Below are 22,310 nucleotides of genomic sequence, written 5' to 3'. Positions count from 1 at the left end.
CGGAAGGTGGGCGATATGGCCCCCTCCGCACCGTCTCCGGCCCGCATCCGCATCGGCTCGGCACCCGATTCCTGGGGAGTGTGGTTCCCCGACGATCCGGAACAGGTGCCCTGGCACCGCTTCCTCGACGAGGTCTCCGAGGCCGGTTACGAGTGGATCGAGCTAGGACCGTACGGCTATCTGCCGACCGATCCGGCCCGGCTCACGGACGAGACCCGCAGCCGCGGGCTGTCGGTCTCGGCCGGCACCGTCTTCACCGGATTGCACCACGGACCGGACGTCTGGGACCGGACCTGGGCGCATGTCGCGGACATCGCGGCGCTCACCCGGGCCATGGGCGCGGAGCACCTGGTCGTCATCCCCTCCTTCTGGCGCGACGACAGAACGGGTCAGGTGCTGGAGGACCGCACGCTCACCGCCGCGCAGTGGCGCGACCTCACCACCCAGACCGAACGGCTGGGCCGCGAGGTGCGCGACCGCTACGGCCTGCGGATCGTCGTGCACCCGCACGCGGACACCCATATCGACGGCGAGGAGAACGTGAACCGCTTCCTCGACGCCACCGACCCCGCCCTGGTCTCGCTCTGCCTGGACACGGGGCACTACGCGTACTGCGGCGGGGACAGCGTCAAGCTCATCGAGACCTACGGGGAGCGGATCGGCTACCTCCACCTCAAGCAGGTCGACCCGGAGATCCTGGCCGGTGTCGTGGCGGACGGGGTGCCCTTCGGCCCGGCAGTGGCACGCGGGGTGATGTGCGAACCGCCGGGCGGGGTGCCCGCGCTGGGGCCGGTCCTCGACGCCGCCCGCGGTCTGGACGCCGAGCTGTTCGCGATCGTCGAGCAGGACATGTACCCGTGCCCGCCCGAGCGGCCGTTCCCGATCGCGCGCCGCACCCGCGACTACCTCCGCACCTGCGGCACGCCCTCGCGCCCGCTCTGAGACCTGTCGTCCAGCGGCCGGTTGTACGCGTCGAGGTAGGCGATGGCGAGCCGGCCCGTCACCGGATTCCGGTAGGTCTCGCACTCGACCTCGTACACCTCACGGATGAGTTCGCGGGTGAGGACCCGGTCCGGCGGACCGTGGGTCACCACGGCCCCGTCCTTGAGCACATACAGCTCGTCGCAGTAGCCCGCCGCCATCGACAGGTCGTGCAGCGCGGCGAGCACTCCGATGCCGAGCTCCTTGACGATCGAGAAGATCTGCAACTGGTACTTGATGTCGAGGTGGTTGGTCGGCTCGTCCAGGATGAGGAAGGACGGTTCCTGGGCGAGCGCCCGCGCCAGCATCACCCGCTGCTTCTCCCCGCCGGACAGGGTCCGGAAGCTCCGATCCGCGTACGCGCCCATCCGCACCCGGTCCAGCGACAGCCGTACGGTCTCCCGGTCCCGCTCCCCCGTGGTCTCCAGCAGCCGCTTGTGCGGGACGCGCCCCATCGCGACGATCTCCGCGACGGTGAAGTCGAAACTCAGCTCATTGAACTGGGCGACCACCGCGAGCCGGGTGAACACCGTGCGGGGACGGCTCGCCAGCACGTCCAGCCCGCCGAGCGTGACACCGCCGGAATCGGGGGTGACGACCTTGTAGACGCTCTTGAGGAAGGTGGACTTCCCGCAGCCGTTCGGCCCGACCACACCGACGAACCGGCCGGCGGGCACGTGCATGCTCAGCTCTCTCACGACCTGTGCGCCGCCGAGCGTGACCGAGATGTTCTCCGCGGTCAGCCCGGTCCCCTCACGGGGGCGCGCCGCACGCCCGGGTGCCGTCGTAGGGCCACTACTTGTCACCGAACCCGTACTCCTTCCGGATCAGCATGTGCAGGAACAGGGGAGCGCCGAGGACCGAGGTAACGATGCCGATCGGCAGCTCGGCGTTCGGGACGACGACGCGTGCGGCCACGTCCGCCCAGATGAGGAAGAGCGCGCCGAACAGCACGGTGACGGGAAGGAGACCGCGGTGGTCGGGCCCGATGACGCTGCGGGCGACATGCGGGACGATCAGGCCGACGAAGCCGATGATCCCGCAGGTGGCCACGAGCATTCCGGTGACCACCGCCGCCGGCACCAGGTGGATCCGCCGGTACAGCCCCGGGGCGATGCCGAGCGTGACAGCGGCCTCGTCGCCCATGAGCAGCGAGTTCAGGACCCGGCTCTGGAAGAGGAAGAAGACCAGGACGACCAGGACCACGGTGCTCACGGCGGGCAGTGTGGCCCATTCGGCGGAGGCGAGGCTGCCCATGGTCCAGAAGGTGACCGAGCGGACCCCCTCGGCGCTGTTGGCGAAGTAGACCAGCGCGCTGGAGGCCGCGCCGCACAGGGCGTTGACCGCGGTACCGGCGAGGATGAGCTTGACGGCCGAGGCGCGCGATCCGGCGCTCCCCACGACCAGCACCAGCCCGGCCGCGGCCAGCGCCCCGGCGAACGCCCAGAACGGTACGCCCAGTCCGGCGGCGGCTCCGGCGGTCCCGGCCGCGCCGAACCCGACCAGGATCGCGAAGGTCGCGCCGAGGGAGGCACCGGAGGAGATGCCGAGGATGAACGGGTCGGCGAGCGGGTTCTGGAGGGTGGCCTGCATCACCGTGCCGCACAGCGCGAGCCCGGCGCCGACGACCGCGGCCAGCAGCACCCGCGGAAAACGGATGCTCCAGATCACGTCCACGGCCATGGGGTCCCCGGGGCCGCCGATCCCGGTCAGCTCACGGAGCAGGATCCGGAAGGACTCCCCCACGGGGACGTCGACCTGGCCGATGGAGACGGAGACGACGACCGAGACGACGAGCAGGACGAGAAGCCCCGCGGCCAGGACGAGCGGGGCCACCCGCCGCGCCCGTCCGCCGCCGCCCCGCCCGGCGCCCCGGCCCGGCTTCGCGCTCCCGCCCGGCTTCGCCCCTCGCTCCTCGCCCTCCGTCGTGGGCAGGGCCGCGCTCATGCGGCCGGGAAGAGGTCGGGATGGATGAACTCCGCGATGTCCTCGCACAGATCGGCGAGGGCGAGCGAGCCGCGGATCGAGGTCGTGTAGTCGGCGATCATCACCTCGCCGTTCAGAATCGCCGTGACGTTCTTCAGACGTGGGTCACGGAGCAGACGCTCGCGGGACTTCGCCCCGTCCGACTTCTGGAACTCGGTCACGATGATCTTGTCCGGGTCCGCCGCGACGATCGATTCGGGCGAGAGCTGCGCATAGGTGTCGTCGGTCAGTTCCATGTACGTACCGCCGGCGCCGACGACCATCTCGTCCACCAGGCCGAGGGAGGGTGCGTAGTAGTCGTACGTGTCCCGTCCCCCGCTGGCGACCAGGAGCACCTTCGGGGAGTCCGTGGCCTTCTTCGCACGCCGCCCGATCGCCGCGATCCGGCTCTTCTGCTCCCGTGTGTACGCCTCGGTCCGGGCGGTGGCGGCGAAGACCTCCCCCAGGTTCCGGACGTCCTGGAAGTAGCTCTCCAGATCACGTCCGGTGGTGTAGTTGACGGCCGGGAGCACGTCGGCACCGCGTTCGTTCCAGAAGCCGACCTCGCCGATCTTGTCCGGCTTCAGCGCGAACGACATGGTGAGCACCAGGTCGGGGCGCCGGGCGAGTACCGCTTCCTTGGAAGGGAGCTGATCGGAGATCTTCGGCAGCGCGTCGATCCGGTCCGCGTACTTCGAGTACGAATGGTCGAGGTAGCCGACGCCCACGATCCGGTCCTCAAGACCGAACTCGATCATCAGCTCCGCCAGGGCCTGACCGATCACGACGACGCGCTGCGGCGCGGCTCGGACGGTCTGCCGGAGTTTCTTCCCCGCGTCGTCCATGACCTCGACGGTGACCGGGTAGTGGGTCCCGGCGGACGCGTCGGCGGCGTCGGGGGCGGTGGTGGGCCGGGCGGTGTCCGCGCAGCCCGCGAGGAGCAGCACCGCACCGGCGGCGAGGGCCGCGCGGGCGCGCAGCGGTATCCGGAGCCTCGGTGTCCGGAGCGGGAAGACGTTCACGGTGTCCTTTCGGGGAAGGCGTGGCGTTTCGGCCACCCGGCCATCCTCGGAAGGACCGTCGCGGAACGTGTACGGAGAGAGGTGCCGCGAAATGTGGAGCGAGCGTCAGACGACGGCTTCCCGGGCCCCGGCCGGAGCCCTGCCGGCCCGGTACTGCCGGGGTGTCTGCCCGAAGTGCCGCTTGAAGGCGAAACAGAAGTTGCTCGGGCTGGAGTAGCCGGAGCGCAGCGCCACGGCGGCGACACTGAGGTCGGTCTCCACGAGCAGCATCGAGGCCCTGCGCAGGCAGGCGTTGCGGTGATGGCTGAAGATCGTGTCGCCGTAGAGCTGCTTGAAGCCATGGCTGAGCCGTTTGGGAGTCATCCCCAGCGCGCGGGCGAGCGACTCCCCCGTGTGCTGCTCGTGGAGGTTCTCCATCAGCAGTTCCGGAATCCGCCGGATCCGCTCGATCTCGTACGCCGCCATCGGCGCCTGCCCGGCCGGGCCGCGCGGGGGCGGGGACCCGGTGGCGGTGCCGGTCCCGGCGACGATCCGTGCCAGGATCTCCATCACCTTCGATTCGAGGTACAGCGCACGGAACCGGGCCGGCAGCACACAGGTGAACAAGTCGGCGAAGGCCGCGGCCAGTTCCGGGGGAGCCTGTCGCCCCAGGTAGTGCGCGTCGCGCAGCTCCGCCGGCATCCCCTCGACGCTCTCCTCCCACGCCGCGGTCCCCAGGCTCCCGAAGAAGGCGGTGGTGGCCGCCCGCCGGGCGGCGATCGACACGCCCCGGTAGCGCTGGCCCGCCGGCCGGACCAGGCGGCCGGAGCAGGCCCGCGAATGCGAGATGGACAGCTCGTTCGCGCCGAAGACCGCTGTCCCCGTCCCCCGCTCCTCCAGATGCATCAGCCCGTCGACGCAGTACTCCAACTCGAAGTAGTCGCTGGTGAGATCGAAGTCCAGGACCAGCTCGTCGTGGAACGTCAGGTCGTAGAGCGTGAGGGTGACGCCGTGGAGCAGCTCATGGACGGTGATGCTTCCGACCCCGGCCTCCGGCCGCAGGTCGTACACGCGGGCCCCCTCCGCGCCCCCGTCGCGGCAGCTTCCGATCGCCGCGTAGAAGTCCCGGTACTGCCGCCCGAGATCCGCGTACCCGTGCGCAGACGTGAGCGAGAAACGCCTGGTCACACCGCCTCCAGAGACGAAGAATCCACCCCCCGCAAGATAACTTAGGGTACCCTAAGCGACCCTGCGCGACAGGGTGCCGCCCATGACGGACGACGGACGGCCGCCCGCAGATGCCGAAGTCACCCCTTCGTCACACATGTCACCACTTCGCGGGTGTTTCGTCACAGTCGCTCAACAGCCCCACCCCGCCTGCCGCTCGCCGGTGCCCACCGGAGCACAGGCTGAGGGCGCAAGGAAGCGCAGAGAAGTACAGACAAGTGCAGAGAGGCGTCACCGATGACGGACAGAACGCTCTGGTCCTACAAGGACATTGCCGCGCACATCGAGGTCCAGCCCGACACCGTTCGCTCGTACCGCAAACACGGCCTCCTCCCCCCGCCCGACCAGGTGCGGAACGGCAAGCCCCACTGGTACGGGGACACCGTCCACGCCTGGGTCGCCGCCCGCCCCCGCAACCGGAGCCGCTGACACCGCGTCCCCCGCCTCACCGCCGCGCCACCGCCGGCACCGGGGCCTCTCGTTCGGATCATGTCGGGCTCGCCGCCGACGGGTTACGGCCCTCGGGGCGGGCCGCGGTTTCTTCGGCATGCTCGCGACATCGTCCGCGACGCAACGTCCGGCGGCCGGTGAGCGTCTCATCGGGCGTGATGGATCTTCCCGAGACCATGGACTCCGGCGACACCCAGGACGAGCACGAGGACGAGCGGGTGCGGTCCGGCCCGCTGTGGCGCCATGCGCTGTGGGCGGCGCTCGTCACCGCCGCCGGAGTGACGCTGGGGTGGCTGGGCGCCCTGTTCCGCATCGGCCCGGAGGAGTACGGCCTGCCGCCCGCCGCACCGGGAGCGCTCTGGCCCTATCTGCTCGCCTGGGCCGTGATCGGCCTGGGGCTGGGCGCCGTCCTGCGGTTCGTGGCGGCCAAGGTGCCCGTCTACTCCCCGTCGGAGGTCCTCCTGGGCACCGTCATGATCGGCACCCGGCTGTCCCTGGGCTGGCGGCCGGAGCCCCTCGAAGTCGCGGGCCTGGCCGCGGCGGCACTGCTCCTGGTGACCGTCTGGTGCGCCGTCGCACTGCGCGGGGCGGCCGTCGTGCGACGGTCGGAGGACGCTTCCGGGGTCGCCTGAGGGTTGTCCCGTGATCCCTGGCGGATCAGCGCGCGGCGTCGGATTCGGTGCATCGCAGGGCGGAGGGACGCCTCATACCGATCCGAACGAAACCGCCCGGCCCCGGGCGGACCGGCGGAACAGGGCCGTCCAGAGAAAGTCCTCGCCGAAGAGCGGGGACCCGGACGGCTCGTCGCGCATCCGGCGCAGTTCGACCTCCTCCAGGTCCGAGAAGATCCGGCGCAACGACTCCGGCGCGTAGGCGATGCCCCCGTGGAGCCGGGCCTGCCGGTAGAGGTCCGCGTCGGAGAGTTCGGAGCCCATCGCACCGGCCGCGAAGCAGGTGAGGGCGAACCGCCCGCCGGGGGCGAGGGCCCGGTCGAGCAGGGCGAGGTAACTGACGCGGCGGTGCGGCGGCAGGTGGTGGAAGCAGCCGGAGTCGTAGATCAGGTCGTACGGCCCGGCCAGCTCGGCCGCCATGTCGCCGAACGCGTCGCCGCAGTGGAACCGGATGCCACCGCCGGGACCCGCCCCGGCCTCCGCCCCGACCCTCACCCCCGCCTCAAGGGCCCGCTCCCCGGCCCAGGCGATGGCCGCCGGGGACAGATCCACGGCGTCCACCTCGAAGCCCAGAGCGGCGAGCCGGAGCGCGTTGCGCCCCGGACCGCAGCCCAGGTCGAGCGCGCGGCCCGGCGGGATCAGCCCCCGGTCGGCGTACGAGACCAGGTTCTCGTCGGGCTTCGACACGAAGAAGGGCACCGCCTTGGAGCGGTCCGCGTAGAAGCCGTCCCACCAGGAGGACGCGTCGGCCGTCCACCGGTCGGCCTCCGGCGCGAACAGGCCGTCCATGAGCCGCAGTACGTCGTCCATCGTGCGTATGTTCCGGTCCACCGAAGTCCCCTTTTCCATAAGGGAATTGTATGACCGGGATACACAAAAGCCCAGCTCAGAGGGTGTTTCCGGAAGTCGATGAAAGGCGCCGGCGGGCGACTGAGGGGCGACCGGGGACACACGGGACCCGCCCCGCGCGCCGGGCGGGTCCGGTCGGCAGCGCGCCGCCCGAAGGGGTTCCCGGGGGCATTCCCGCCATCGCCGAGGCGGGTTTTCGGGGCGGGCCCGGGGGCGGCCGTCGACGCGCTGCCGCCGAAGACCGCCGGCGGGAGCGGGAGGGGGCTCGAAGGCGGGAGCGGGAGGGGACTCGCATTCATACCCCCTAGGGGTATAGTATGACGTGTATGAGGCACACCGGGCTTCCCGGTGGCCCCTCGTGCCACGTTCCGCGTGTGCCCCACATGTGTTTACCGAAGAGGAGAACGTCATGACTGTCGAGACCGAGACCCCCCAGGCCACCGGCTCCTGCTGCACGCCGGCCGGCACCTGCCACGACGGTGCGGCCGACGTGCAGGTCGGCGCCGTCACCACCGTGTACGAGGTGAAGGGCATGACCTGCGGCCACTGCGAGGGCGCCATCTCCGAGGAGGTCTCCGGCATCGAGGGTGTCACCTCGGTCAAGGCCGTCGCCTCCACCGGCCGGGTCACCGTCGTCTCGCAGGCCCCGCTGGCCGAGGACGCCGTGCGCGCCGCCGTGGACGAGGCGGGCTACGAGCTCGTCGGCCAGGCCGCCTGAGACCGCACCACCCGCACCACCCGCACCACCGCTCTGCCGTCGGGCCGGACCCACCAGCACATACTGGAGGGGTACGGCCCGACCTGCGTCACCCAGGAGTTCGGACATGGCCACCACCACCGCCCCCGAGGCCCCGGCCCCGGGAACCTCCGAAGCCGAGTTCACGATCGGCGGCATGACCTGCGCGTCCTGCGCGGCCCGCGTCGAGAAGAAGCTCAACCGGATGGACGGCGTCACCGCCACGGTGAACTACGCGACCGAGAAGGCGCGGGTCACCTTCGGCGGGGAAACCGCCCTGGCGGACCTGATCGCCACGGTCGAGAAGACCGGCTACACGGCCCGCCCGACAGCGGTCTCCGGGGGAACGGAACCGGCCCCAGCGGCAGAGACGGGGGCCGAGGCAGGGGCATCGGGCGGGACGGACGAGACCGATGCGGCTGTCGGGACCGACGCGGTCAGAGACGCCGACGCGGCCGAGGACGCCAGGGATGCCGCGCTCGCCTCGCTCCGGCAGCGCCTCGTCGTCTCCGCCGCGCTCGCCCTCCCCGTCATCCTGCTCGCCATGATCCCCGCCCTCCAGTTCGACAACTGGCAGTGGCTCTCCCTCACGCTCGCCGCACCCGTCGTCATCTGGGGCGGCCTCCCCTTCCACCGCGCCACCTGGACCAATCTGCGGCACGGTGCGGCCACGATGGACACCCTGGTCTCCATCGGCACACTCGCCGCGTTCGGCTGGTCGCTGTGGGCACTGTTCTTCGGGCAGGCCGGCATGCCGGGCATGCGGCACGGCTTCGACTTCACCGTCTCGCGCGCCACGGGCTCCGCCGACGCGTCCTCGGCGATCTATCTGGAGGTCGCGGCCGGGGTCATCACCTTCATCCTGCTGGGCCGCTACCTGGAGGCGCGGTCCAAGCGGAAGGCCGGTTCGGCACTGCGGGCGCTGATGCACCTGGGCGCCAAGGACGTCGCGGTGCTCAGGAACGGCCGGGAGGTACGTGTCCCGGTCGGCGCGCTCGCCGCCGGTGACCGTTTCGTGGTCCGTCCCGGCGAGAAGATCGCCACCGACGGCACCGTCGTCGAGGGCGCCTCGGCCGTCGACGCCTCCATGCTCACCGGCGAGTCCGTCCCCGTGGACGTCGGGGCCGGCGACCCGGTCACCGGGGCCACGGTGAACGTCTCGGGCCGGCTGGTCGTCGAGGCGACCCGGGTCGGCGCCGACACCCGGCTCGCCCGGATGGCGAAGCTCGTCGAGGACGCCCAGAACGGCAAGGCGGACGTGCAGCGCCTGGCCGACCGGATCTCCGCCGTGTTCGTCCCCGTGGTGCTGCTGATCGCCCTGGGCACGCTGGTCGCCTGGCTGCTGATCACGGACGACGCGACCGCCGCTTTCACGGCCGCCGTCGCCGTACTGATCATCGCCTGCCCCTGCGCCCTCGGGCTCGCCACCCCCACCGCCCTCATGGTCGGCACCGGACGCGGCGCCCAGCTCGGCATCCTCATCAAGGGCCCCGAAGTCCTCGAAACCACCCGCCGCGTCGACACCATCGTCCTCGACAAGACCGGCACCGTCACCACCGGCAGGATGACCCTCCTCGACGTCCACACCGCCGACGGCACCGACCGGCACGACGTCCTCCGCATCGCCGGAGCCCTCGAACACGCCTCCGAACACCCCATCGCCCAAGCCGTCGCCACCGGCGCCACGAACGAGGTCGGCACACTCCCCACCCCCGAGGACTTCACGAACGTCCCCGGACTCGGGGTACGCGGCACCGTCGAGGGCCGCTCCGTCCTCGTCGGCCGCCCGGCGCTGCTCACCGAAGCCGGGATCGCCCTTCCGCAGGGCCTGTCCGCCGCGCTGGCGGACGCCGGGCATCAGGGCCGCAGCGCCGTCGCCGTCGCCTGGGACGGGGAAGCCCGGGGCGTGCTGTCCATCGCCGACGCGGTGAAGGACAGCAGCGCGGAAGCCATCGTGCGACTGCGGGCCCTGGGACTCACCCCGATCCTGCTGACCGGCGACAACCGGGCCGTGGCGGAAGCGGTCGCCGCCGAGGTCGGCATCGACGAGGTGTACGCCGAGGTCATGCCGGAGGACAAGGTCGACGTCGTCAAGCGCCTCCAGGCCGAGGGCCGTTCGGTCGCCATGGTCGGCGACGGCGTCAACGACGCCGCCGCACTGGCCACCGCGGACCTCGGGCTGGCCATGGGCACGGGCACCGACGCCGCGATCGAAGCCGGCGATCTCACCTTGGTTCGTGGAGATCTTAAGGTGACTGGTGATGCAATCCGGCTCTCCAGGCGTACGCTGACCACCATCAGGGGCAACCTCTTCTGGGCCTTCGGGTACAACGTTGCTGCGTTGCCTTTGGCTGCATTTGGCCTGCTCAACCCTATGATCGCGGGAGCCGCCATGGCGTTTTCGTCCGTGTTCGTCGTCACCAACAGCCTGAGGTTGCGCTCCTTCACGTAACTTCCACAAAGAGATCTAGATCACACCGTTTGCAGGGTAACCATCCGGTGGGTTCGCGAGTCTAAGAGTGCGATGCCAAGGATGTCTTGGGGGACGTCCGATGGAGTGTCTTGGGGGACGCTTCATGGCAAGCGTTGGCCGGGGCGCGTGCACCGGGGAGCTTTGAGCGGCCCTCCCGTGCGTACGTTCCCCGGCAGACCGCAGCACAACAGAACAACGGGAGCCTCGGCTCCCTGTAGACGCCCGGCCGGATCCCGTGGGGGGAATCCGCTCCGGGATATGGGAAGCGCCCCGTTCGTCGACCCGTGGGGGGATCGACGGCGGGGCGTTTCTCGCACCATCCACGAACCGGAGCCGTCCGCGTCCGCCCCGGAACGCCGAATCGCCCCGGACACCGCGCTCTGTGCGAAGCGCGGTACGCGGGGCGAAGGCAGTCGGCCGAAGAGGCCGGGTACGACGGGGTTACCCGTACGACGTCGACGTCACGTCGTACGCAGAGCCGTGGGAAGCGGCCCGCGAGCGAAGTGCGCGGGCGGGCCGGCGAAGCCGGTCCGGCTTCAGCGGCCCTCGACCGGAACGAAGTCGCGCAGGACCTCGCCGGTGTAGATCTGGCGCGGGCGACCGATGCGGGATCCCGGCTCCTTGATCATCTCGTGCCACTGGGCGATCCAGCCCGGAAGCCGGCCGAGCGCGAAGAGCACGGTGAACATCTCGCTCGGGAAGCCCATGGCCCGGTAGATCAGACCCGTGTAGAAGTCCACGTTGGGGTAGAGGTTGCGCGAGACGAAGTACTCGTCGGAGAGCGCGTGCTCCTCCAGCTTGAGCGCGATGTCGAGCAGCTCGTCGGACTTGCCGAGCGAGGACAGCACATCGTGGGCCGCAGCCTTGATGATCTTGGCGCGCGGGTCGAAGGACTTGTACACCCGGTGGCCGAAGCCCATCAGGCGGACGCCGTCCTCCTTGTTCTTCACCTTGTTGATGAAGGAGTCGACATCGCCGCCGTTGGCCTGGATGCCTTCCAGCATCTCCAGCACCGACTGGTTGGCGCCACCGTGGAGGGGGCCCCACAGCGCCGAGATACCGGCGGAGATCGAGGCGAACATGTTCGCCTGCGAGGAGCCGACGAGACGCACGGTGGAGGTCGAACAGTTCTGCTCGTGGTCCGCGTGCAGGATGAGCAGCTTGTCGAGCGCCGAGACGACGACCGGGTCCAGCTCGTACTCCTGGGCGGGGACCGAGAAGGTCATCCGCAGGAAGTTCTCGACGTACCCGAGGTCGTTGCGCGGGTAGACGAAGGGGTGACCGATCGACTTCTTGTAGGCGTACGCCGCGATCGTCGGGAGCTTGGCCAGCAGCCGGATCGTCGAGAGGTGGCGCTGCTCCTCGTCGAACGGGTTGTGGCTGTCCTGGTAGAAGGTGGACAGCGCACTGACGACCGAGGACAGCATGGCCATCGGGTGGGCGTCGCGCGGGAAGCCGTCGAAGAACCGCTTGACGTCCTCGTGCAGCAGCGTGTGCTGGGTGATCTCGTTCTTGAAGGTCGACAGCTCGTCGACCTTGGGAAGCTCACCGTTGATCAGCGTGTACGCGACCTCAAGGAAGGTCGAGCGCTCGGCGAGCTGCTCGATCGGGTATCCGCGGTAGCGCAGAATGCCCTGCTCGCCGTCGAGGTACGTGATGGCGGACTTATAGGCGGCGGTGTTGCCGTATCCGCTGTCCAGCGTCACCAGGCCGGTATTGGCCCGGAGCTTCCCGATGTCGAAGCCCTTGTCGCCGACGGTGCTGTCGATCACCGGGTAGGTGTACTCGTCATCGCCGTACCGCAGTACTACAGCGTTGTTGGTGTGCTCGCTCACGTCATCCCTCACCGACGTAGTGCCTCTTCTTCGAGGTGCCCTGACTGTCTCCACCCTCCCCCATTTGGCTCAGGAGAGTGCACTCGGGGTCGTCCATTGGACCTACTGGCGGCACTGAGTGCCGCCAACTTACTCATCCTGCCCCCTTGACTGCGGTTCCGGAAGACCTCCGTGATGTTTCCCACCGATTTGATCGATCATTTTTGTACGAGGCTCACACGAAGTCTCCGCCGCTACCGCCCCTGAGCCGGAAATCCAGCGCCGTACAGCGTCTGCCTGCGGAAACCGTGCGCACCGCCTGGCCGATCGCCTTGCGCGATCCGACCAGCACGACGAGCTTCTTGGCCCGGGTCACCGCTGTGTACAGCAGGTTCCGCTGGAGCATCATCCAGGCGCTGGTCGTGACGGGTACGACGACGGCCGGGTACTCGCTGCCCTGGGAGCGGTGGATGGTCATGGCGTACGCGTGGGACAGCTCGTCCAGCTCGTCGAAGTCGTAGCCGATCTCCTCGTCCTCGTCGGTGCGGACGGTCAGCTTCTGTTCGTCCACGTCGAGGGCGGTGACGACGCCGACCGTGCCGTTGAAGACGCCGTTCTCGCCCTTGTCGTAGTTGTTGCGGATCTGCGTGACCTTGTCGCCGACGCGGAAGACCCGGCCGCCGAACCGCTTCTCGGGCAGGTCGGGGCGGCCGGGCGTGATGGCCTGCTGGAGCAGGCCGTTGAGATGGCCCGCCCCGGCCGGCCCCCGGTGCATCGGGGCGAGAACCTGCACGTCACGGCGGGGATTCAGGCCGAACTTGGCCGGGATGCGGCGCGCCGCGACATCCACGGCGAGCACGCCCGCGTCCTCCGTCTCGTCCTCCACGAAGAGGAAGAAGTCGCTCATGCCCTCGGTCAGGGGCGGCTGTCCGGCGTTGATCCGGTGGGCGTTGGTGACGACCCCGGACTGCTGGGCCTGGCGGAAGATCCGGGTCAGCCGGACGGCCGGGACCGGGCCGCCGTCCGCGAGCAGGTCGCGCAGCACCTCGCCCGCGCCCACGGAGGGGAGTTGGTCGACATCGCCCACGAGCAGGAGGTGGGCACCGGGTGCCACCGCCTTCACGAGCTTGTTGGCGAGGAGCAGATCGAGCATCGACGCCTCGTCCACGACGACGAGGTCGGCGTCCAGCGGACGGTCCCGGTCGTACGCCGCGTCCCCGCCGGGCTTCAGCTCCAGCAGCCGGTGCACGGTGGACGCCTCGGCTCCGGTCAGCTCGGACAGCCGCTTGGCGGCCCGCCCGGTGGGTGCGGCCAGCACCACCTTCGCGCGCTTGGCACGGGCCAGTTCGACGATGGAGCGGACCGTGAACGACTTCCCGCAGCCGGGCCCGCCGGTCAGGACGGCGACCTTCCGGCTGAGCGCCAGCCGGACCGCCTCCTCCTGCTCGGGCGCCAGCGTCGCGCCGGTACGGGTGGCGAGCCAGGCCAGCGCCTTGCCCCAGGCCACGTCCCGGAAGGCGGGCATCCGGTCCTCCGGGGTGTGCAGCAGCCGCCGGACCTGAGCGGCGAGCGAGATCTCGGCACGGTGGAACGGCACCAGATACACGGCCGTGACAGGCTCCCCGCCCTCGGGGGACGGCACCTTCTCCCGTACGACGCCCTCGGGGTCGGCGGCGAGTTCGGCCAGGCAGTCGATGACCAGGCCGGTGTCGACCTGGAGGAGCTTGACCCCGTCCGCGATGAGCCGCTCCTCGGGGAGGAAGCAGTGCCCCTGGTCGGACGACTGGGACAGGGCGTACTGGAGTCCCGCCTTGACCCGCTCCGGGCTGTCGTGCGGAATGCCGACCGCCTGCGCGATCCGGTCGGCGGTGAGGAAGCCGATGCCCCAGACGTCGGCGGCCAGCCGGTAGGGCTGGTTCTTCACGACGGAGATGGAGGCGTCCTCGTACTTCTTGTAGATACGGACGGCGATGGAGGTGGAGACGCCGACGCCCTGGAGGAAGACCATCACCTCCTTGATCGCCTTCTGTTCCTCCCACGCGGCGGCGATCATCTTCGTCCGCTTCGGCCCGAGTCCGGGGACCTCGACGAGGCGCTCGGGTTCCTGCTCGATGATGTCGAGGGTGTCGACGCCGAAGTGGGTGGTGATCCGGTCGGCCATGACGGGGCCGATGCCCTTGATCAGACCGGAGCCGAGGTAGCGGCGGATGCCCTGGATGGTGGCGGGCAGCACCGTCGTGTAGTTCTCCACGGTGAACTGCTTGCCGTACTGGGAGTGCGACCCCCAACGGCCTTCCATCCGCAGCGACTCACCCACCTGCGCACCGAGCAGCGCGCCGACCACCGTGAGGAGATCGTTGGCACCGCGCCCGGTGTCGACCCGGGCGACGGTGTACCCGTTCTCCTCATTGGCGTACGTGATCCTCTCCAGGACCCCTTCGAGAACGGCCATGTTGGACATGCGCCGACGCTACCGGGTCCCGCCGACAAGCGGTGCGGTCCGGTCCCGGTCCGCCTCCTCGGCCAGGAAAGTACTTTCCTTAATGGAAAGTACATGCCAGGATGAGCGGGCAGATCACGCACTTCGCTGACGAGAGGTCCGGGAAACACGATGTCCCCGCAGGAGAACACCCCCATCCACTCCGGCGGTACGGACGTATCCGCCGACCGCGCCACGGAAGCCCTGCGGAGCGTCGAATCGGCGAGGGAGGGCGCCCGCCTCCGGGCCGGGCTGGCTCCCGTCTGGTACGGCCCCGCGGCTGCGGCGGCGTTGATCGTTCCCGCTCTCGGGCAGGCGTGGGCCGAGGAGCGCGGCAGCTGGGGGGTGCCCCTCTCGCTGACCATCTCACTCGCGGGCCTGGCCGTGGTGCTCGTACTCGTCAACGCCGCCGGGCGGCGGGCGGGCGTCACAGTGGCCCGCCCCCTGTCCGCACGGCTGCGCCGGGCCGCGGGTCCGCTGTCGGCACTCCTCGCCGCGGGGCTCGTGACGTGGGGGCTGTGCCACCTGTTCGGGGCCGACCGCTCCGTCACCAAGGTCGCGCTGTTCACCGTCCTCGGACTCGGCGCCTGGGCGGTGTTCGCCGCGCGGAACGCGTCGATCACACGGAAGCTCCAGGACGTCGGATGACCGCGGCCCCCGCACCTGGACAGCCGGCGGTCGACGCGGCAATCAACCACCCCACCCGGCTGGCGGTCGTCGCGTTTCTCTCCGCGTGCGACGAGGCCGAGTTCGCCACCGTACGGGACAGCTGCCAGGTGTCCGACTCGGTGCTGAGCAAGATCGCCTCCGCCCTGGAGGGGATCGGATACCTCGCCGTCCGCAAGGGCTACGTCGGCAGGCGCCCCCGGACCTGGCTCTCCCTCACACCCGAGGGGCACCAGGCCCTGGCCCTGCACATCGCGGCGCTCCAGGGCATCGCCGCCACGGCCCGGCGGGCGGGCGCGGAAGCGGGGGCGGCCCCGCCGCCCTGACCCGGACCCGCGCCGGGCGGAACCGCGGAACGCGGCGGGACCGATCGCTCCGTCACCGAGTTCGCGCGGTGTTCAGTCGCCGAGAGCCAGCCGGACGCCGAAAGCGGCGATGACGGTCCCGGTGATCCGGTCGAGCAGGCGACGGGCCCGCGGCTTGCGGAGCCAGCCGTGCAGGACACGGGCGAAGCCGATGAGGACGGCCGACCAGATCAGGCCGATGAGGATGTGCACCGTGGTGAGCAGGAGCCCCATGGTGAAGTGGCTCGCGCCGACGGGGATGAACTGGGGCAGGACGGCCACGTAGAAGGCGCCCATCTTCGGGTTGAGCAGGTTGGTGAGTGTCCCCTGCCGCCACCCCGCGCCCACCGAGTCCGTGCCGGCGAGCAGCGCGGAGTCATGGGCGTCCGGGGCCGGAAGCCCCCGGAAGGTGTCCCGGAGCATGCGGATACCCATCCAGACCAGATAGGCGGCTCCGACCCAGCGCAACGTCGTGTAGGCGAGGTGGGAAGCCGTGAGCAGAGCGGTCACTCCGAGAGAGGTGAGCGCGCCCCACAGCAGGGTGCCGGTCTGGATTCCGAGGACGACGCCCCAGGCTCTGCCGCGTCGGCCGAGGGCCGATGTGCGCAGGATCAGAGCGGTGTCGAGACCGGGGGTGAGAGTGAGAAGCCCTACGACGAGGGCGAAGGACCACAGCGCGGTGCTCATTGCCATGGAATGCCAGCGTACGCCACCTGATCTGCGGCCCTGCTCACGCATCCCCCCTCGTTCGCATCCGCTCCGCGCCCATGAACAGCGCACCGGTACGACGACGGCACGGTCACGGCCCACGACCTGACAGGGGTGTCGTCATGCCCCATTGGCTCAACTAGTCAAATTTTATTACTGTGCGGGGCATGACCGAGAAGACCATCCCGCTCCTCCCCTGCCGGACGCAGTTGATCAGGCCGGTGGTCGACTTCTACACGGCCCTGGGCTTCGGGACGACGTACCTCCAGACCAGCCCGTACGCCTACGCGGTCGTCGAACGCGGGGCGATCGAGCTTCAGTTCTACGGAATGAAGGAGTACGACCCCGCCGCCTCGCACTCCGGCTGCTACGTCCTCACCGAGGACGTCGACGGCCTGCACACCGCGTTCCGGGAAGGACTCAAGGCGGCGTACGGCAGGATTCCCACGCGCGGGCTGCCCCGCATCGGCCCGCTCAAGGACATGTCGTACGGGGTGCGGCAGTTCCTGATGACCGACCCCACCGGCAACACGATCCGGATCGGGCAGCCGACGAGCGACGACCCGAGCCACCGGCCCGCCCCCAAGGAGACCTTCGCCCGCGCCCTGCACATGGCGGACCTCTTCGCCGACTCCAAGCAGGACCTGCCCGGGGCCGCGCGGATCATCGACCGGGTGCTGAACCTGGAGGACGAACACCCCACCCCCGCACAGCGGTTGCGGCTGCTGGTCCTGCGCGGGGACATCGCGCAGCGGCTCGGCGGAACGGAACCGGCCCGCGAACTGCTGGAAGAGGCGGCGGCGGTGGAACTGACCGACGAGGAACGCCGGTCGGTGGACGACGATCTCGTCAGGCTCCGGGAGCTGCTGGGCTGACCGGGCGCCCTGGCAGACTCTGTCGCGTGAGACCTGACCTGACACAACTGCGCGAGCTGGTGGAAGCGACACCGGAGTTCGGCCGCCGGCCGGGCGTTGCCGTACCGGAAGCGGCGATCCGCGAAGCCGAGGGGCGGGTCGGTCCGCTGCCGCCCTCGTACCGGTGGTGGCTGACCGAGTACGGACACGGCCGGGCCGGTGGGGCGGACCTCGCGACAGTCGTGCCGGGCGGGTTCGCCGACGACGTGTACGAGGACGTCACCGCCGGGTGGCGCAGCGACGGCGCCAGGCTCTGCTTCGCCGTCGAGCCCGACTGCGGTGACGGCTACTCCTTCGCCCTCGACGGAAGCGGCGCGTGCGGGGAGGGCGAGTATCCGGTGGTCCGCCGCGACGGCCTCGACGGCGAGGAAGAGCGGGTGGCGGAGTCGTTCGCGGGGTTCCTCGCCACCCGCTCCGCCCTCGCCCGCGGGCTCCGGGACGGCCCCAATCCCGCCGTCGCCCGGCTGTGGCGGTCGACGCCGGGCGCACTCCTCGACAACGGCATCCTGGTCTACGGGCCGCACCTGATCGAGGAGCGGAACGAGACCTTCGAGGTGGCCCGGTACGCGCCCGAGTGGGTGCTGGTCGGGGACGACAGCGGGGGCGGCGGACTGCTCATGCGCCGCCACGGCCGCGACCGGACCCGTGTGTACCACCTCGGTCTGGGCGCGATCAGCGCGGACGTCGAGACGGACGGCGAGCTGCTGACGGATGACCTGGTCGGCTGGCTGGAGTCGTCGGGCGGCTGACGGCGTCGGACGGACGTCTCCGGGCGGCTGACGGCGTCGTACGTCTGATGGCGTCGTACGTCTGATGGCTTCCGGCAGTCGACCGCCGGAAGCCGCCGTCCGGCCGTCAACTCCGAGGGCCGTGGATACCGTTGCGCCCCTCTACGGCCAGTACAGCTTCACGCCGTCCGGGGCCGGGGCCTTGGCCTCTTCAGCTGTCACCTTCGAGAAGGTGGTCGAGACCCTCGATGGTGTGCCACACGTCCAACTCGTCCATGCCGAGGCTGTACATGGCGGCACGCTCGGCGAGCTGTTCGTAGCTCATGTTCACGTCGGCCAGCAGCTGTGCACGCCGATTCTCCAGCTGATCACGCGTCTTGTGGATCACAGTCGGCATGAACTCGCTCCCCGGTATCGATGGCCTCGGAATCGATGGCCTCGGTGAAGCAGGGCCCACTGACCATGGTGTTGCCGCCCCGGCTGAATGTCACCCTCACGGGGCTCAACTCATCGCTACCCGTCACCCGTCGCACGAACCCGGGCCGCCGGGGGCGGCCTCTCGCGCCGGGGGCATTTCGCGCTACCGCTCCGTGTGCCGGGAGGCCGTCCGGCCTCCGGGGGGAGAGACTGTCAGCATGCGGGACCGGTCTGCTCCCCGTGCGGGAAGCGGGCCGGCGGCATCCTCGTGCGGCGGAGCGCGGCACAGGTGACGGGCGTGAGAGGACCGGCGCGATGACCGTGACCCCTCGCGGCGGGCGCCCCCCGCTGCGACGCAGTCGGCAGGTACGGGCCGGACTGGTGCAGCTGCTGCTGGCCCTCGTGGGGCTGGCTCTGGGCCTGCTCGTACCGAGGATCACCGGTGGCCCGAGCGCACCCGCGCGGCAGGTGGCCGATCTGCTGCTGTCTCTGGGTTTCGGCGTGCTCGGCACGACGGCTGTGATCTTCTCTCTGCTGTTCCTGGTGGTGCAGTGGGCCCACACCAGCTTCACCCCCCGCCTGGCCCTGTTCCGTCAGTCGCCGATCGTCTGGCGGACCTTCGCCTTCGCGATCGGTCTGGCGGTCTTCTGCGTCACGGCCGCGCTGGCGATCGGCGACCGCTCCGAGGTGACGGTCGCCGTCCCGGTCATCACCTCGATCCTGCTGCTGGCGATGCTGGCCCTGTTGCGGACCCTGCTGCTGCGCGCTCTCGCCTCGATCCAGCTCGCCCCGGTCCTGCGCTCGATCACCGAGCGGGGATCCACCGCCCTGGACACGCTCTACCCCTCGGGCACCGTTCCGGCGGCCTCCGGTCCCACCGTGACCGACGGCCCACCGGCTGCCACCGTCACCTGGCCGAGGCCCTCGGCCGTGCTCCAGCAGATCGACGTGAAAGGGCTGAGGGAAGCCGCCCGGGAAGCGGACGCGGTCATCGTGCTGCACAAGGCCCCAGGCACCACCCTGCACCAGGGGGCGCGGATCGCCGACGTGTACGGCGCCGCCATCGCGGACACCAAGGTCCTGGCATCGCTGGCGACCGGGCTGGAGCCGACGTTCGAGCAGGACCCGATGCTCGCCTTCCGCCTCCTGGCCGACATCGCTCTCAGGGCGCTCTCCTCCAGCATCAACGACCCGGCCACCGCCGTGCAGGCCCTGGACTGCGTGAAGGATCTGCTCGGCGGCCCGGCCGCGAAACGTGCGGGGGAAGCCGGCCCCCTGCGGGTCACCGGCCCCGACGGCGCGGTACGGGTCGTGATCCGGCGGCCCCCGTGGGAGGACTTCGTGCGCACGGGCATCGACGACGTCATCGTGGCGGCTCTGAACTCCCCCCTGGTCCTCACCCGTCTCCGTACGCTGTTGGCAGATCTGGAACCAGGCGCCCATCCTCACGGCCGGGAGCTGCTGAACCGGCGACGTGCCTGGGTGGAGCGCGAGATGGCCGACCGGTTCCCCGTCCTGTGGCGGGAAGCCCCACCGGACCCGCACCCGCAGGCCGGCGGAAACAGGTGACAGCCCGGGGAACCGGCCGTCAGGCCGTTGGCCGGCTCACCGGCCCCCGGGGTCCGGCTCTCGGACCCGATGCCCCGGTGAGCCGCTGTCCGGACCCGCGCCGATCGCGCTCAGCCGCCAACCCCGGCTCTCCGCGACCCTCTTGACCTCAACCAACGACTCGCTCAGCCGGCTGGCGAGGAAGTGCAGCTCCGCTCCGGTGACCCGCTGGTCCGCCAGCAGGTCAGCGGCATGCCCGAGCAGGTCGTGCGCCATGTCGAGCTGCACACGCTCCATGTCGTCCGCCATCCGTGACACATAGCCGGTGCCATCACCCAGGACGTAACCCGGTTTCCCCTCCGGCCCCGTCCAGGGAAGCAGCCTGAACGCGTGCTGGTCGTCCCACTCCCTGTTCACGCTGCGGCCTCGACGCGGCGAAGAGGCTCGGGCGTGATCTCCACACCGCGCACGGCCACCAGCAGTCCCCCGCGACGGACCCGCCGCCGTCGCTGCTCCGCCACCAACGCCTCGGCCTGCTCCCGCTCGTACGCGACGAAGTACGGACGCACCAACGGGCTGTCCTCCCCGCGCGGGGGACGCTCGCCGGTCCGGAAGACGGTCGGTCCGCCGACGTAGTCGCAGGAGTAGGGGTGGACGTACGCGCACGTGTCCAGTGGGTGCCACTGATGACGCTGATGCCGTTGGTGTCGTGCGGGGATCAGCAATCGCAGCACCGGCTCCAGAAGCCGGGCGATAGCGTGATTCATGTCAGCCTGCTTTCTCGGTGTGGCCACGCCCCCGGACCGGTTGCGTCGGTCGCGGGGGTCTCTCCTGCGTCGGCATCGCTTCTTTGCGTAGCGAACTCATCACAGAGTGGGGTCAGAAGTCGCTACGCTTCCAGGGGGTTGGGGATGACAGAACGCCGGTCAAGTCTGGGAGTTGGGCTTTGATGAGGACGAACCGAAGGCCACGCACGCCACGGGAGAAGTACGGCGAGGAGCTGAGGCTGCGACGGCTCGCCGCCGGCTTGACGCAGGAGGCCCTGGCCGAAGAGGTCGTCTGCTCACCGACGTTGATCAGTCACTTCGAGGCCGGCCGCCGGCTGCCGAGCCCGGACGACGCCCAGCGGATCGACCGCGCCCTGGGTACGGACGGGTTCTTCGCCCGCTGGCTGGAGGACCTGGACACGATTTTCGCGCATTACTTTGGCGTGGTAGCGGAGTTGGAGCGAGAGGCCACGGAGATCCGCCAGTACGGTGCTTCGCTTATCCCGGGCCTGCTCCAGACAAAGGCGTACTCACGTGCCGTGTTCCAGGCGTTCCGTCCGAATTACTGCACCGAGGAACTTGACGAACTCGTTGTCAGCCGTGCCAAACGAAGTGTGATCTTCGAGAATCCGTCAGCCCCGGTATCTTGGATCCTGCTCGACGAGGCCGCGCTCAGGCGCCGTGTCGGTGGACCGCAGGTGATGGCGGAGCAACTGCACAAGGTGGCGGACATGGCCGATTCCGGCCGCCTACGCCTGCACGTGCTGACTCTTGCATCCGGAGCACACGCGCTCCTGGAGAGCATGCTCTATCTCCTGTCCTTCGCAGACGCTGCCCCCATGGCCTACGTCGAGGGGCTTCGCACCGGTCGCCTGATGGATGATCCAGCGTCCGTTGAGGCCTGCCGCACGTCCTACACTCTCGCCCTGAGCGACGCGGCCCCGCAACGGGAGTCCCTGGCGCTCGTCAGAGCCATCGCGGAGGAACACGAACATGCACAACACCAAGTCCGCCCTCGCTGACAGCACCGCACTGACCGGGTGGCGCAAGTCCAGCTACAGCGGCGGGGCCAACGGCGAGTGCCTTGAGGTCGCGGACGGCCACCTCTCCGTCCCCGTCCGCGACAGCAAAACCCCCACCGGCCCGGCCATCCTCTTCTCCCCGGACGGCTGGTCATCCTTCGTCGCAGCCATCAAGCACGACCACCTCACCGCCTGACTCGTACCGAACCCCGACGAGCCACACGCCCATGTCAAGGACACCAGGGCGACACGGCCCGCAACGGGAGTCCCTGGCGCTCGTCAGAGCCATCGCGGAGGAACACGAACATGCACAACACCAAGTCCCCCATCACTGACAGCGCGACCCCGGCCGGATGGCGCAAGTCCAGCTACAGCGGCGGGGCCAACGCCGAGTGCCTTGAGGTCGCGGACGGCCACCTCTCCGTCCCCGTCCGCGACAGCAAAACCCCCACCGGCCCGGCCATCCTCTTCTCCCCGGACGGCTGGTCATCGTTCGTCGCAGCCGTCAAGAACGGCCACCTCACCGCCTGACGCAAACAGCCTCCCGGCC

Annotated in this window: 24 protein-coding genes; 13 read left to right on the top strand and 11 right to left on the bottom strand. The window is 70.0% G+C overall.

The features are described 5' to 3' along the window. Positions 1–15 precede the first annotated feature (15 nt). Positions 16–942 carry a sugar phosphate isomerase/epimerase family protein gene (locus ABT170_RS07565; protein WP_329944135.1) on the top strand — a complete coding sequence of 309 codons (927 nt, stop codon included), beginning with the start codon at positions 16–18 and terminating at the stop codon, positions 940–942. Here ABT170_RS07565 and ABT170_RS07560 read toward each other — a convergent pair. From ABT170_RS07560 to ABT170_RS07545, 4 genes are all read right to left on the bottom strand, one after another. Then, positions 903–1,787, bottom strand: a complete 885-nt coding sequence (locus tag ABT170_RS07560; RefSeq protein WP_329944136.1) for an ABC transporter ATP-binding protein — start codon at positions 1,785–1,787, stop codon at positions 903–905. The two genes, ABT170_RS07565 and ABT170_RS07560, sit on opposite strands and share 40 nt — an antisense overlap. After that, a complete protein-coding gene (locus tag ABT170_RS07555; protein WP_329944137.1) occupies positions 1,777–2,928 on the bottom strand; it encodes a FecCD family ABC transporter permease in 1,152 nt (383 codons plus the stop codon). The genes ABT170_RS07560 and ABT170_RS07555 overlap by 11 nt, the downstream gene beginning before the upstream one ends. Beyond that, positions 2,925–3,968: an ABC transporter substrate-binding protein gene (locus ABT170_RS07550; protein ID WP_329944138.1), complete on the bottom strand. Its 1,044-nt coding sequence runs from the start codon at positions 3,966–3,968 to the stop codon at positions 2,925–2,927. The genes ABT170_RS07555 and ABT170_RS07550 overlap by 4 nt, the downstream gene beginning before the upstream one ends. A gap of 105 nt (positions 3,969–4,073) precedes the next feature. After that, the gene (locus tag ABT170_RS07545; protein WP_329944139.1) at positions 4,074–5,135 is read right to left on the bottom strand and encodes a helix-turn-helix transcriptional regulator; all 1,062 of its coding nucleotides are present in this window, start codon (positions 5,133–5,135) and stop codon (positions 4,074–4,076) included. A 276-nt stretch (positions 5,136–5,411) separates the two neighbouring features. Here ABT170_RS07545 and ABT170_RS07540 point away from each other — a divergent pair, with 276 nt between their 5' ends. Then, positions 5,412–5,603, top strand: coding sequence for a helix-turn-helix transcriptional regulator (locus ABT170_RS07540; protein ID WP_266931149.1), 192 nt, complete (start codon positions 5,412–5,414; stop codon positions 5,601–5,603). 179 nt (positions 5,604–5,782) lie between these two features. Further along, positions 5,783–6,256: a hypothetical protein gene (locus ABT170_RS07535; protein ID WP_351864898.1), complete on the top strand. Its 474-nt coding sequence runs from the start codon at positions 5,783–5,785 to the stop codon at positions 6,254–6,256. 72 nt (positions 6,257–6,328) lie between these two features. On the opposite strand, the gene ABT170_RS07530 is transcribed toward ABT170_RS07535, so the two are convergent. Further along, the gene (locus tag ABT170_RS07530; RefSeq protein WP_329944155.1) at positions 6,329–7,126 is read right to left on the bottom strand and encodes a class I SAM-dependent methyltransferase; all 798 of its coding nucleotides are present in this window, start codon (positions 7,124–7,126) and stop codon (positions 6,329–6,331) included. 427 nt (positions 7,127–7,553) lie between these two features. Here ABT170_RS07530 and ABT170_RS07525 point away from each other — a divergent pair, with 427 nt between their 5' ends. Both ABT170_RS07525 and ABT170_RS07520 read left to right on the top strand, forming a co-directional pair. Further along, on the top strand, positions 7,554–7,862 hold the full coding sequence (locus ABT170_RS07525; protein ID WP_329944141.1) for a heavy-metal-associated domain-containing protein: 309 nt from the start codon (positions 7,554–7,556) through the stop codon (positions 7,860–7,862). Positions 7,863–7,968: 106 nt separating this feature from the next. Next, positions 7,969–10,332, top strand: a complete 2,364-nt coding sequence (locus tag ABT170_RS07520) for a heavy metal translocating P-type ATPase (RefSeq protein ID WP_351864893.1) — start codon at positions 7,969–7,971, stop codon at positions 10,330–10,332. Between the two features lie 557 nt (positions 10,333–10,889). Here ABT170_RS07520 and ABT170_RS07515 read toward each other — a convergent pair. Together ABT170_RS07515 and recD2 are read right to left on the bottom strand one after the other, a co-directional pair. Continuing rightward, positions 10,890–12,188 (bottom strand): citrate synthase, encoded by a 1,299-nt coding sequence (locus tag ABT170_RS07515; RefSeq protein ID WP_266931154.1) that lies wholly within the window; start codon positions 12,186–12,188, stop codon positions 10,890–10,892. Positions 12,189–12,402: 214 nt separating this feature from the next. Beyond that, positions 12,403–14,628, bottom strand: coding sequence for an SF1B family DNA helicase RecD2 (gene recD2 / locus ABT170_RS07510; protein WP_351864889.1), 2,226 nt, complete (start codon positions 14,626–14,628; stop codon positions 12,403–12,405). A gap of 150 nt (positions 14,629–14,778) precedes the next feature. Here recD2 and ABT170_RS07505 point away from each other — a divergent pair, with 150 nt between their 5' ends. Continuing rightward, positions 14,779–15,294, top strand: a complete 516-nt coding sequence (locus tag ABT170_RS07505; protein WP_351864886.1) for a hypothetical protein — start codon at positions 14,779–14,781, stop codon at positions 15,292–15,294. Next, positions 15,291–15,638: a winged helix-turn-helix domain-containing protein gene (locus tag ABT170_RS07500; protein ID WP_329944398.1), complete on the top strand. Its 348-nt coding sequence runs from the start codon at positions 15,291–15,293 to the stop codon at positions 15,636–15,638. Before ABT170_RS07505 ends, ABT170_RS07500 begins: the two co-directional genes overlap by 4 nt. Before the next feature lie 72 nt (positions 15,639–15,710). On the opposite strand, the gene ABT170_RS07495 is transcribed toward ABT170_RS07500, so the two are convergent. Further along, on the bottom strand, positions 15,711–16,349 hold the full coding sequence (locus ABT170_RS07495) for a LysE family translocator (RefSeq protein ID WP_351864882.1): 639 nt from the start codon (positions 16,347–16,349) through the stop codon (positions 15,711–15,713). Positions 16,350–16,531: 182 nt separating this feature from the next. Between ABT170_RS07495 and ABT170_RS07490 the strand changes: the two genes are divergently transcribed. Both ABT170_RS07490 and ABT170_RS07485 read left to right on the top strand, forming a co-directional pair. Beyond that, entirely contained in the window at positions 16,532–17,239 is a 708-nt protein-coding gene (locus ABT170_RS07490) for a bleomycin resistance protein (protein WP_351864879.1), read from the top strand. A gap of 26 nt (positions 17,240–17,265) precedes the next feature. Beyond that, positions 17,266–18,027 carry an SMI1/KNR4 family protein gene (locus ABT170_RS07485; protein ID WP_351864876.1) on the top strand — a complete coding sequence of 254 codons (762 nt, stop codon included), beginning with the start codon at positions 17,266–17,268 and terminating at the stop codon, positions 18,025–18,027. A 190-nt stretch (positions 18,028–18,217) separates the two neighbouring features. On the opposite strand, the gene ABT170_RS07480 is transcribed toward ABT170_RS07485, so the two are convergent. Then, complete coding sequence (locus tag ABT170_RS07480) at positions 18,218–18,403, bottom strand: hypothetical protein (RefSeq protein ID WP_351864873.1); 186 nt, start codon at positions 18,401–18,403, stop codon at positions 18,218–18,220. A 335-nt stretch (positions 18,404–18,738) separates the two neighbouring features. On the opposite strand from ABT170_RS07480, the gene ABT170_RS07475 reads away from it, so the two are divergent. Next, a complete protein-coding gene (locus tag ABT170_RS07475) occupies positions 18,739–19,992 on the top strand; it encodes a DUF2254 family protein (protein WP_351864870.1) in 1,254 nt (417 codons plus the stop codon). A gap of 36 nt (positions 19,993–20,028) precedes the next feature. Here ABT170_RS07475 and ABT170_RS07470 read toward each other — a convergent pair whose 3' ends face one another. Together ABT170_RS07470 and ABT170_RS07465 are read right to left on the bottom strand one after the other, a co-directional pair. Further along, positions 20,029–20,388 carry a hypothetical protein gene (locus ABT170_RS07470; RefSeq protein WP_266931168.1) on the bottom strand — a complete coding sequence of 120 codons (360 nt, stop codon included), beginning with the start codon at positions 20,386–20,388 and terminating at the stop codon, positions 20,029–20,031. After that, complete coding sequence (locus ABT170_RS07465) at positions 20,385–20,738, bottom strand: hypothetical protein (RefSeq protein WP_266931169.1); 354 nt, start codon at positions 20,736–20,738, stop codon at positions 20,385–20,387. The genes ABT170_RS07470 and ABT170_RS07465 overlap by 4 nt, the downstream gene beginning before the upstream one ends. A 182-nt stretch (positions 20,739–20,920) precedes the next feature. Here ABT170_RS07465 and ABT170_RS07460 point away from each other — a divergent pair, with 182 nt between their 5' ends. The 3 genes from ABT170_RS07460 (at position 20,921) to ABT170_RS07450 (ending at position 22,291) form a co-directional block, all read left to right on the top strand. Next, the gene (locus tag ABT170_RS07460; RefSeq protein ID WP_351864867.1) at positions 20,921–21,760 is read left to right on the top strand and encodes a helix-turn-helix domain-containing protein; all 840 of its coding nucleotides are present in this window, start codon (positions 20,921–20,923) and stop codon (positions 21,758–21,760) included. Next, positions 21,732–21,956 carry a DUF397 domain-containing protein gene (locus ABT170_RS07455; RefSeq protein ID WP_351864865.1) on the top strand — a complete coding sequence of 75 codons (225 nt, stop codon included), beginning with the start codon at positions 21,732–21,734 and terminating at the stop codon, positions 21,954–21,956. Before ABT170_RS07460 ends, ABT170_RS07455 begins: the two co-directional genes overlap by 29 nt. Positions 21,957–22,066: 110 nt before the next feature. Further along, positions 22,067–22,291, top strand: a complete 225-nt coding sequence (locus ABT170_RS07450; protein ID WP_351864862.1) for a DUF397 domain-containing protein — start codon at positions 22,067–22,069, stop codon at positions 22,289–22,291. The last annotated feature ends 19 nt before the right edge of the window (positions 22,292–22,310 follow it).

It is taken from the genome of Streptomyces sp. NPDC001787 (genome assembly GCF_040297465.1).
Taxonomy (GTDB): domain Bacteria; phylum Actinomycetota; class Actinomycetes; order Streptomycetales; family Streptomycetaceae; genus Streptomyces.
The sequence above is the reverse complement of the archived record's forward strand: the minus strand, read 5'-3'. Positions and strand labels throughout refer to the sequence as shown.

Bases quoted from the DNA above. Each gene is read 5' to 3' on its own strand.
- ABT170_RS07525 (WP_329944141.1), top strand. From the start codon at position 7,554: ATGACTGTCGAGACCGAGACCCCCCAGGCCACCGGCTCCTGCTGCACG.
- ABT170_RS07535 (WP_351864898.1), top strand. From the start codon at position 5,783: ATGGATCTTCCCGAGACCATGGACTCCGGCGACACCCAGGACGAGCAC.
- ABT170_RS07480 (WP_351864873.1), bottom strand. From the start codon at position 18,403: ATGCCGACTGTGATCCACAAGACGCGTGATCAGCTGGAGAATCGGCGT.
- ABT170_RS07565 (WP_329944135.1), top strand. From the start codon at position 16: ATGGCCCCCTCCGCACCGTCTCCGGCCCGCATCCGCATCGGCTCGGCA.
- ABT170_RS07540 (WP_266931149.1), top strand. From the start codon at position 5,412: ATGACGGACAGAACGCTCTGGTCCTACAAGGACATTGCCGCGCACATC.
- ABT170_RS07465 (WP_266931169.1), bottom strand. From the start codon at position 20,738: ATGAATCACGCTATCGCCCGGCTTCTGGAGCCGGTGCTGCGATTGCTG.
- ABT170_RS07490 (WP_351864879.1), top strand. From the start codon at position 16,532: ATGACCGAGAAGACCATCCCGCTCCTCCCCTGCCGGACGCAGTTGATC.
- ABT170_RS07520 (WP_351864893.1), top strand. From the start codon at position 7,969: ATGGCCACCACCACCGCCCCCGAGGCCCCGGCCCCGGGAACCTCCGAA.
- ABT170_RS07500 (WP_329944398.1), top strand. From the start codon at position 15,291: ATGACCGCGGCCCCCGCACCTGGACAGCCGGCGGTCGACGCGGCAATC.
- ABT170_RS07555 (WP_329944137.1), bottom strand. From the start codon at position 2,928: ATGAGCGCGGCCCTGCCCACGACGGAGGGCGAGGAGCGAGGGGCGAAG.
- ABT170_RS07505 (WP_351864886.1), top strand. From the start codon at position 14,779: ATGTCCCCGCAGGAGAACACCCCCATCCACTCCGGCGGTACGGACGTA.
- recD2 (WP_351864889.1), bottom strand. From the start codon at position 14,628: ATGTCCAACATGGCCGTTCTCGAAGGGGTCCTGGAGAGGATCACGTAC.
- ABT170_RS07495 (WP_351864882.1), bottom strand. From the start codon at position 16,349: ATGGCAATGAGCACCGCGCTGTGGTCCTTCGCCCTCGTCGTAGGGCTT.
- ABT170_RS07450 (WP_351864862.1), top strand. From the start codon at position 22,067: ATGCACAACACCAAGTCCCCCATCACTGACAGCGCGACCCCGGCCGGA.
- ABT170_RS07460 (WP_351864867.1), top strand. From the start codon at position 20,921: ATGAGGACGAACCGAAGGCCACGCACGCCACGGGAGAAGTACGGCGAG.
- ABT170_RS07475 (WP_351864870.1), top strand. From the start codon at position 18,739: ATGACCGTGACCCCTCGCGGCGGGCGCCCCCCGCTGCGACGCAGTCGG.
- ABT170_RS07455 (WP_351864865.1), top strand. From the start codon at position 21,732: ATGCACAACACCAAGTCCGCCCTCGCTGACAGCACCGCACTGACCGGG.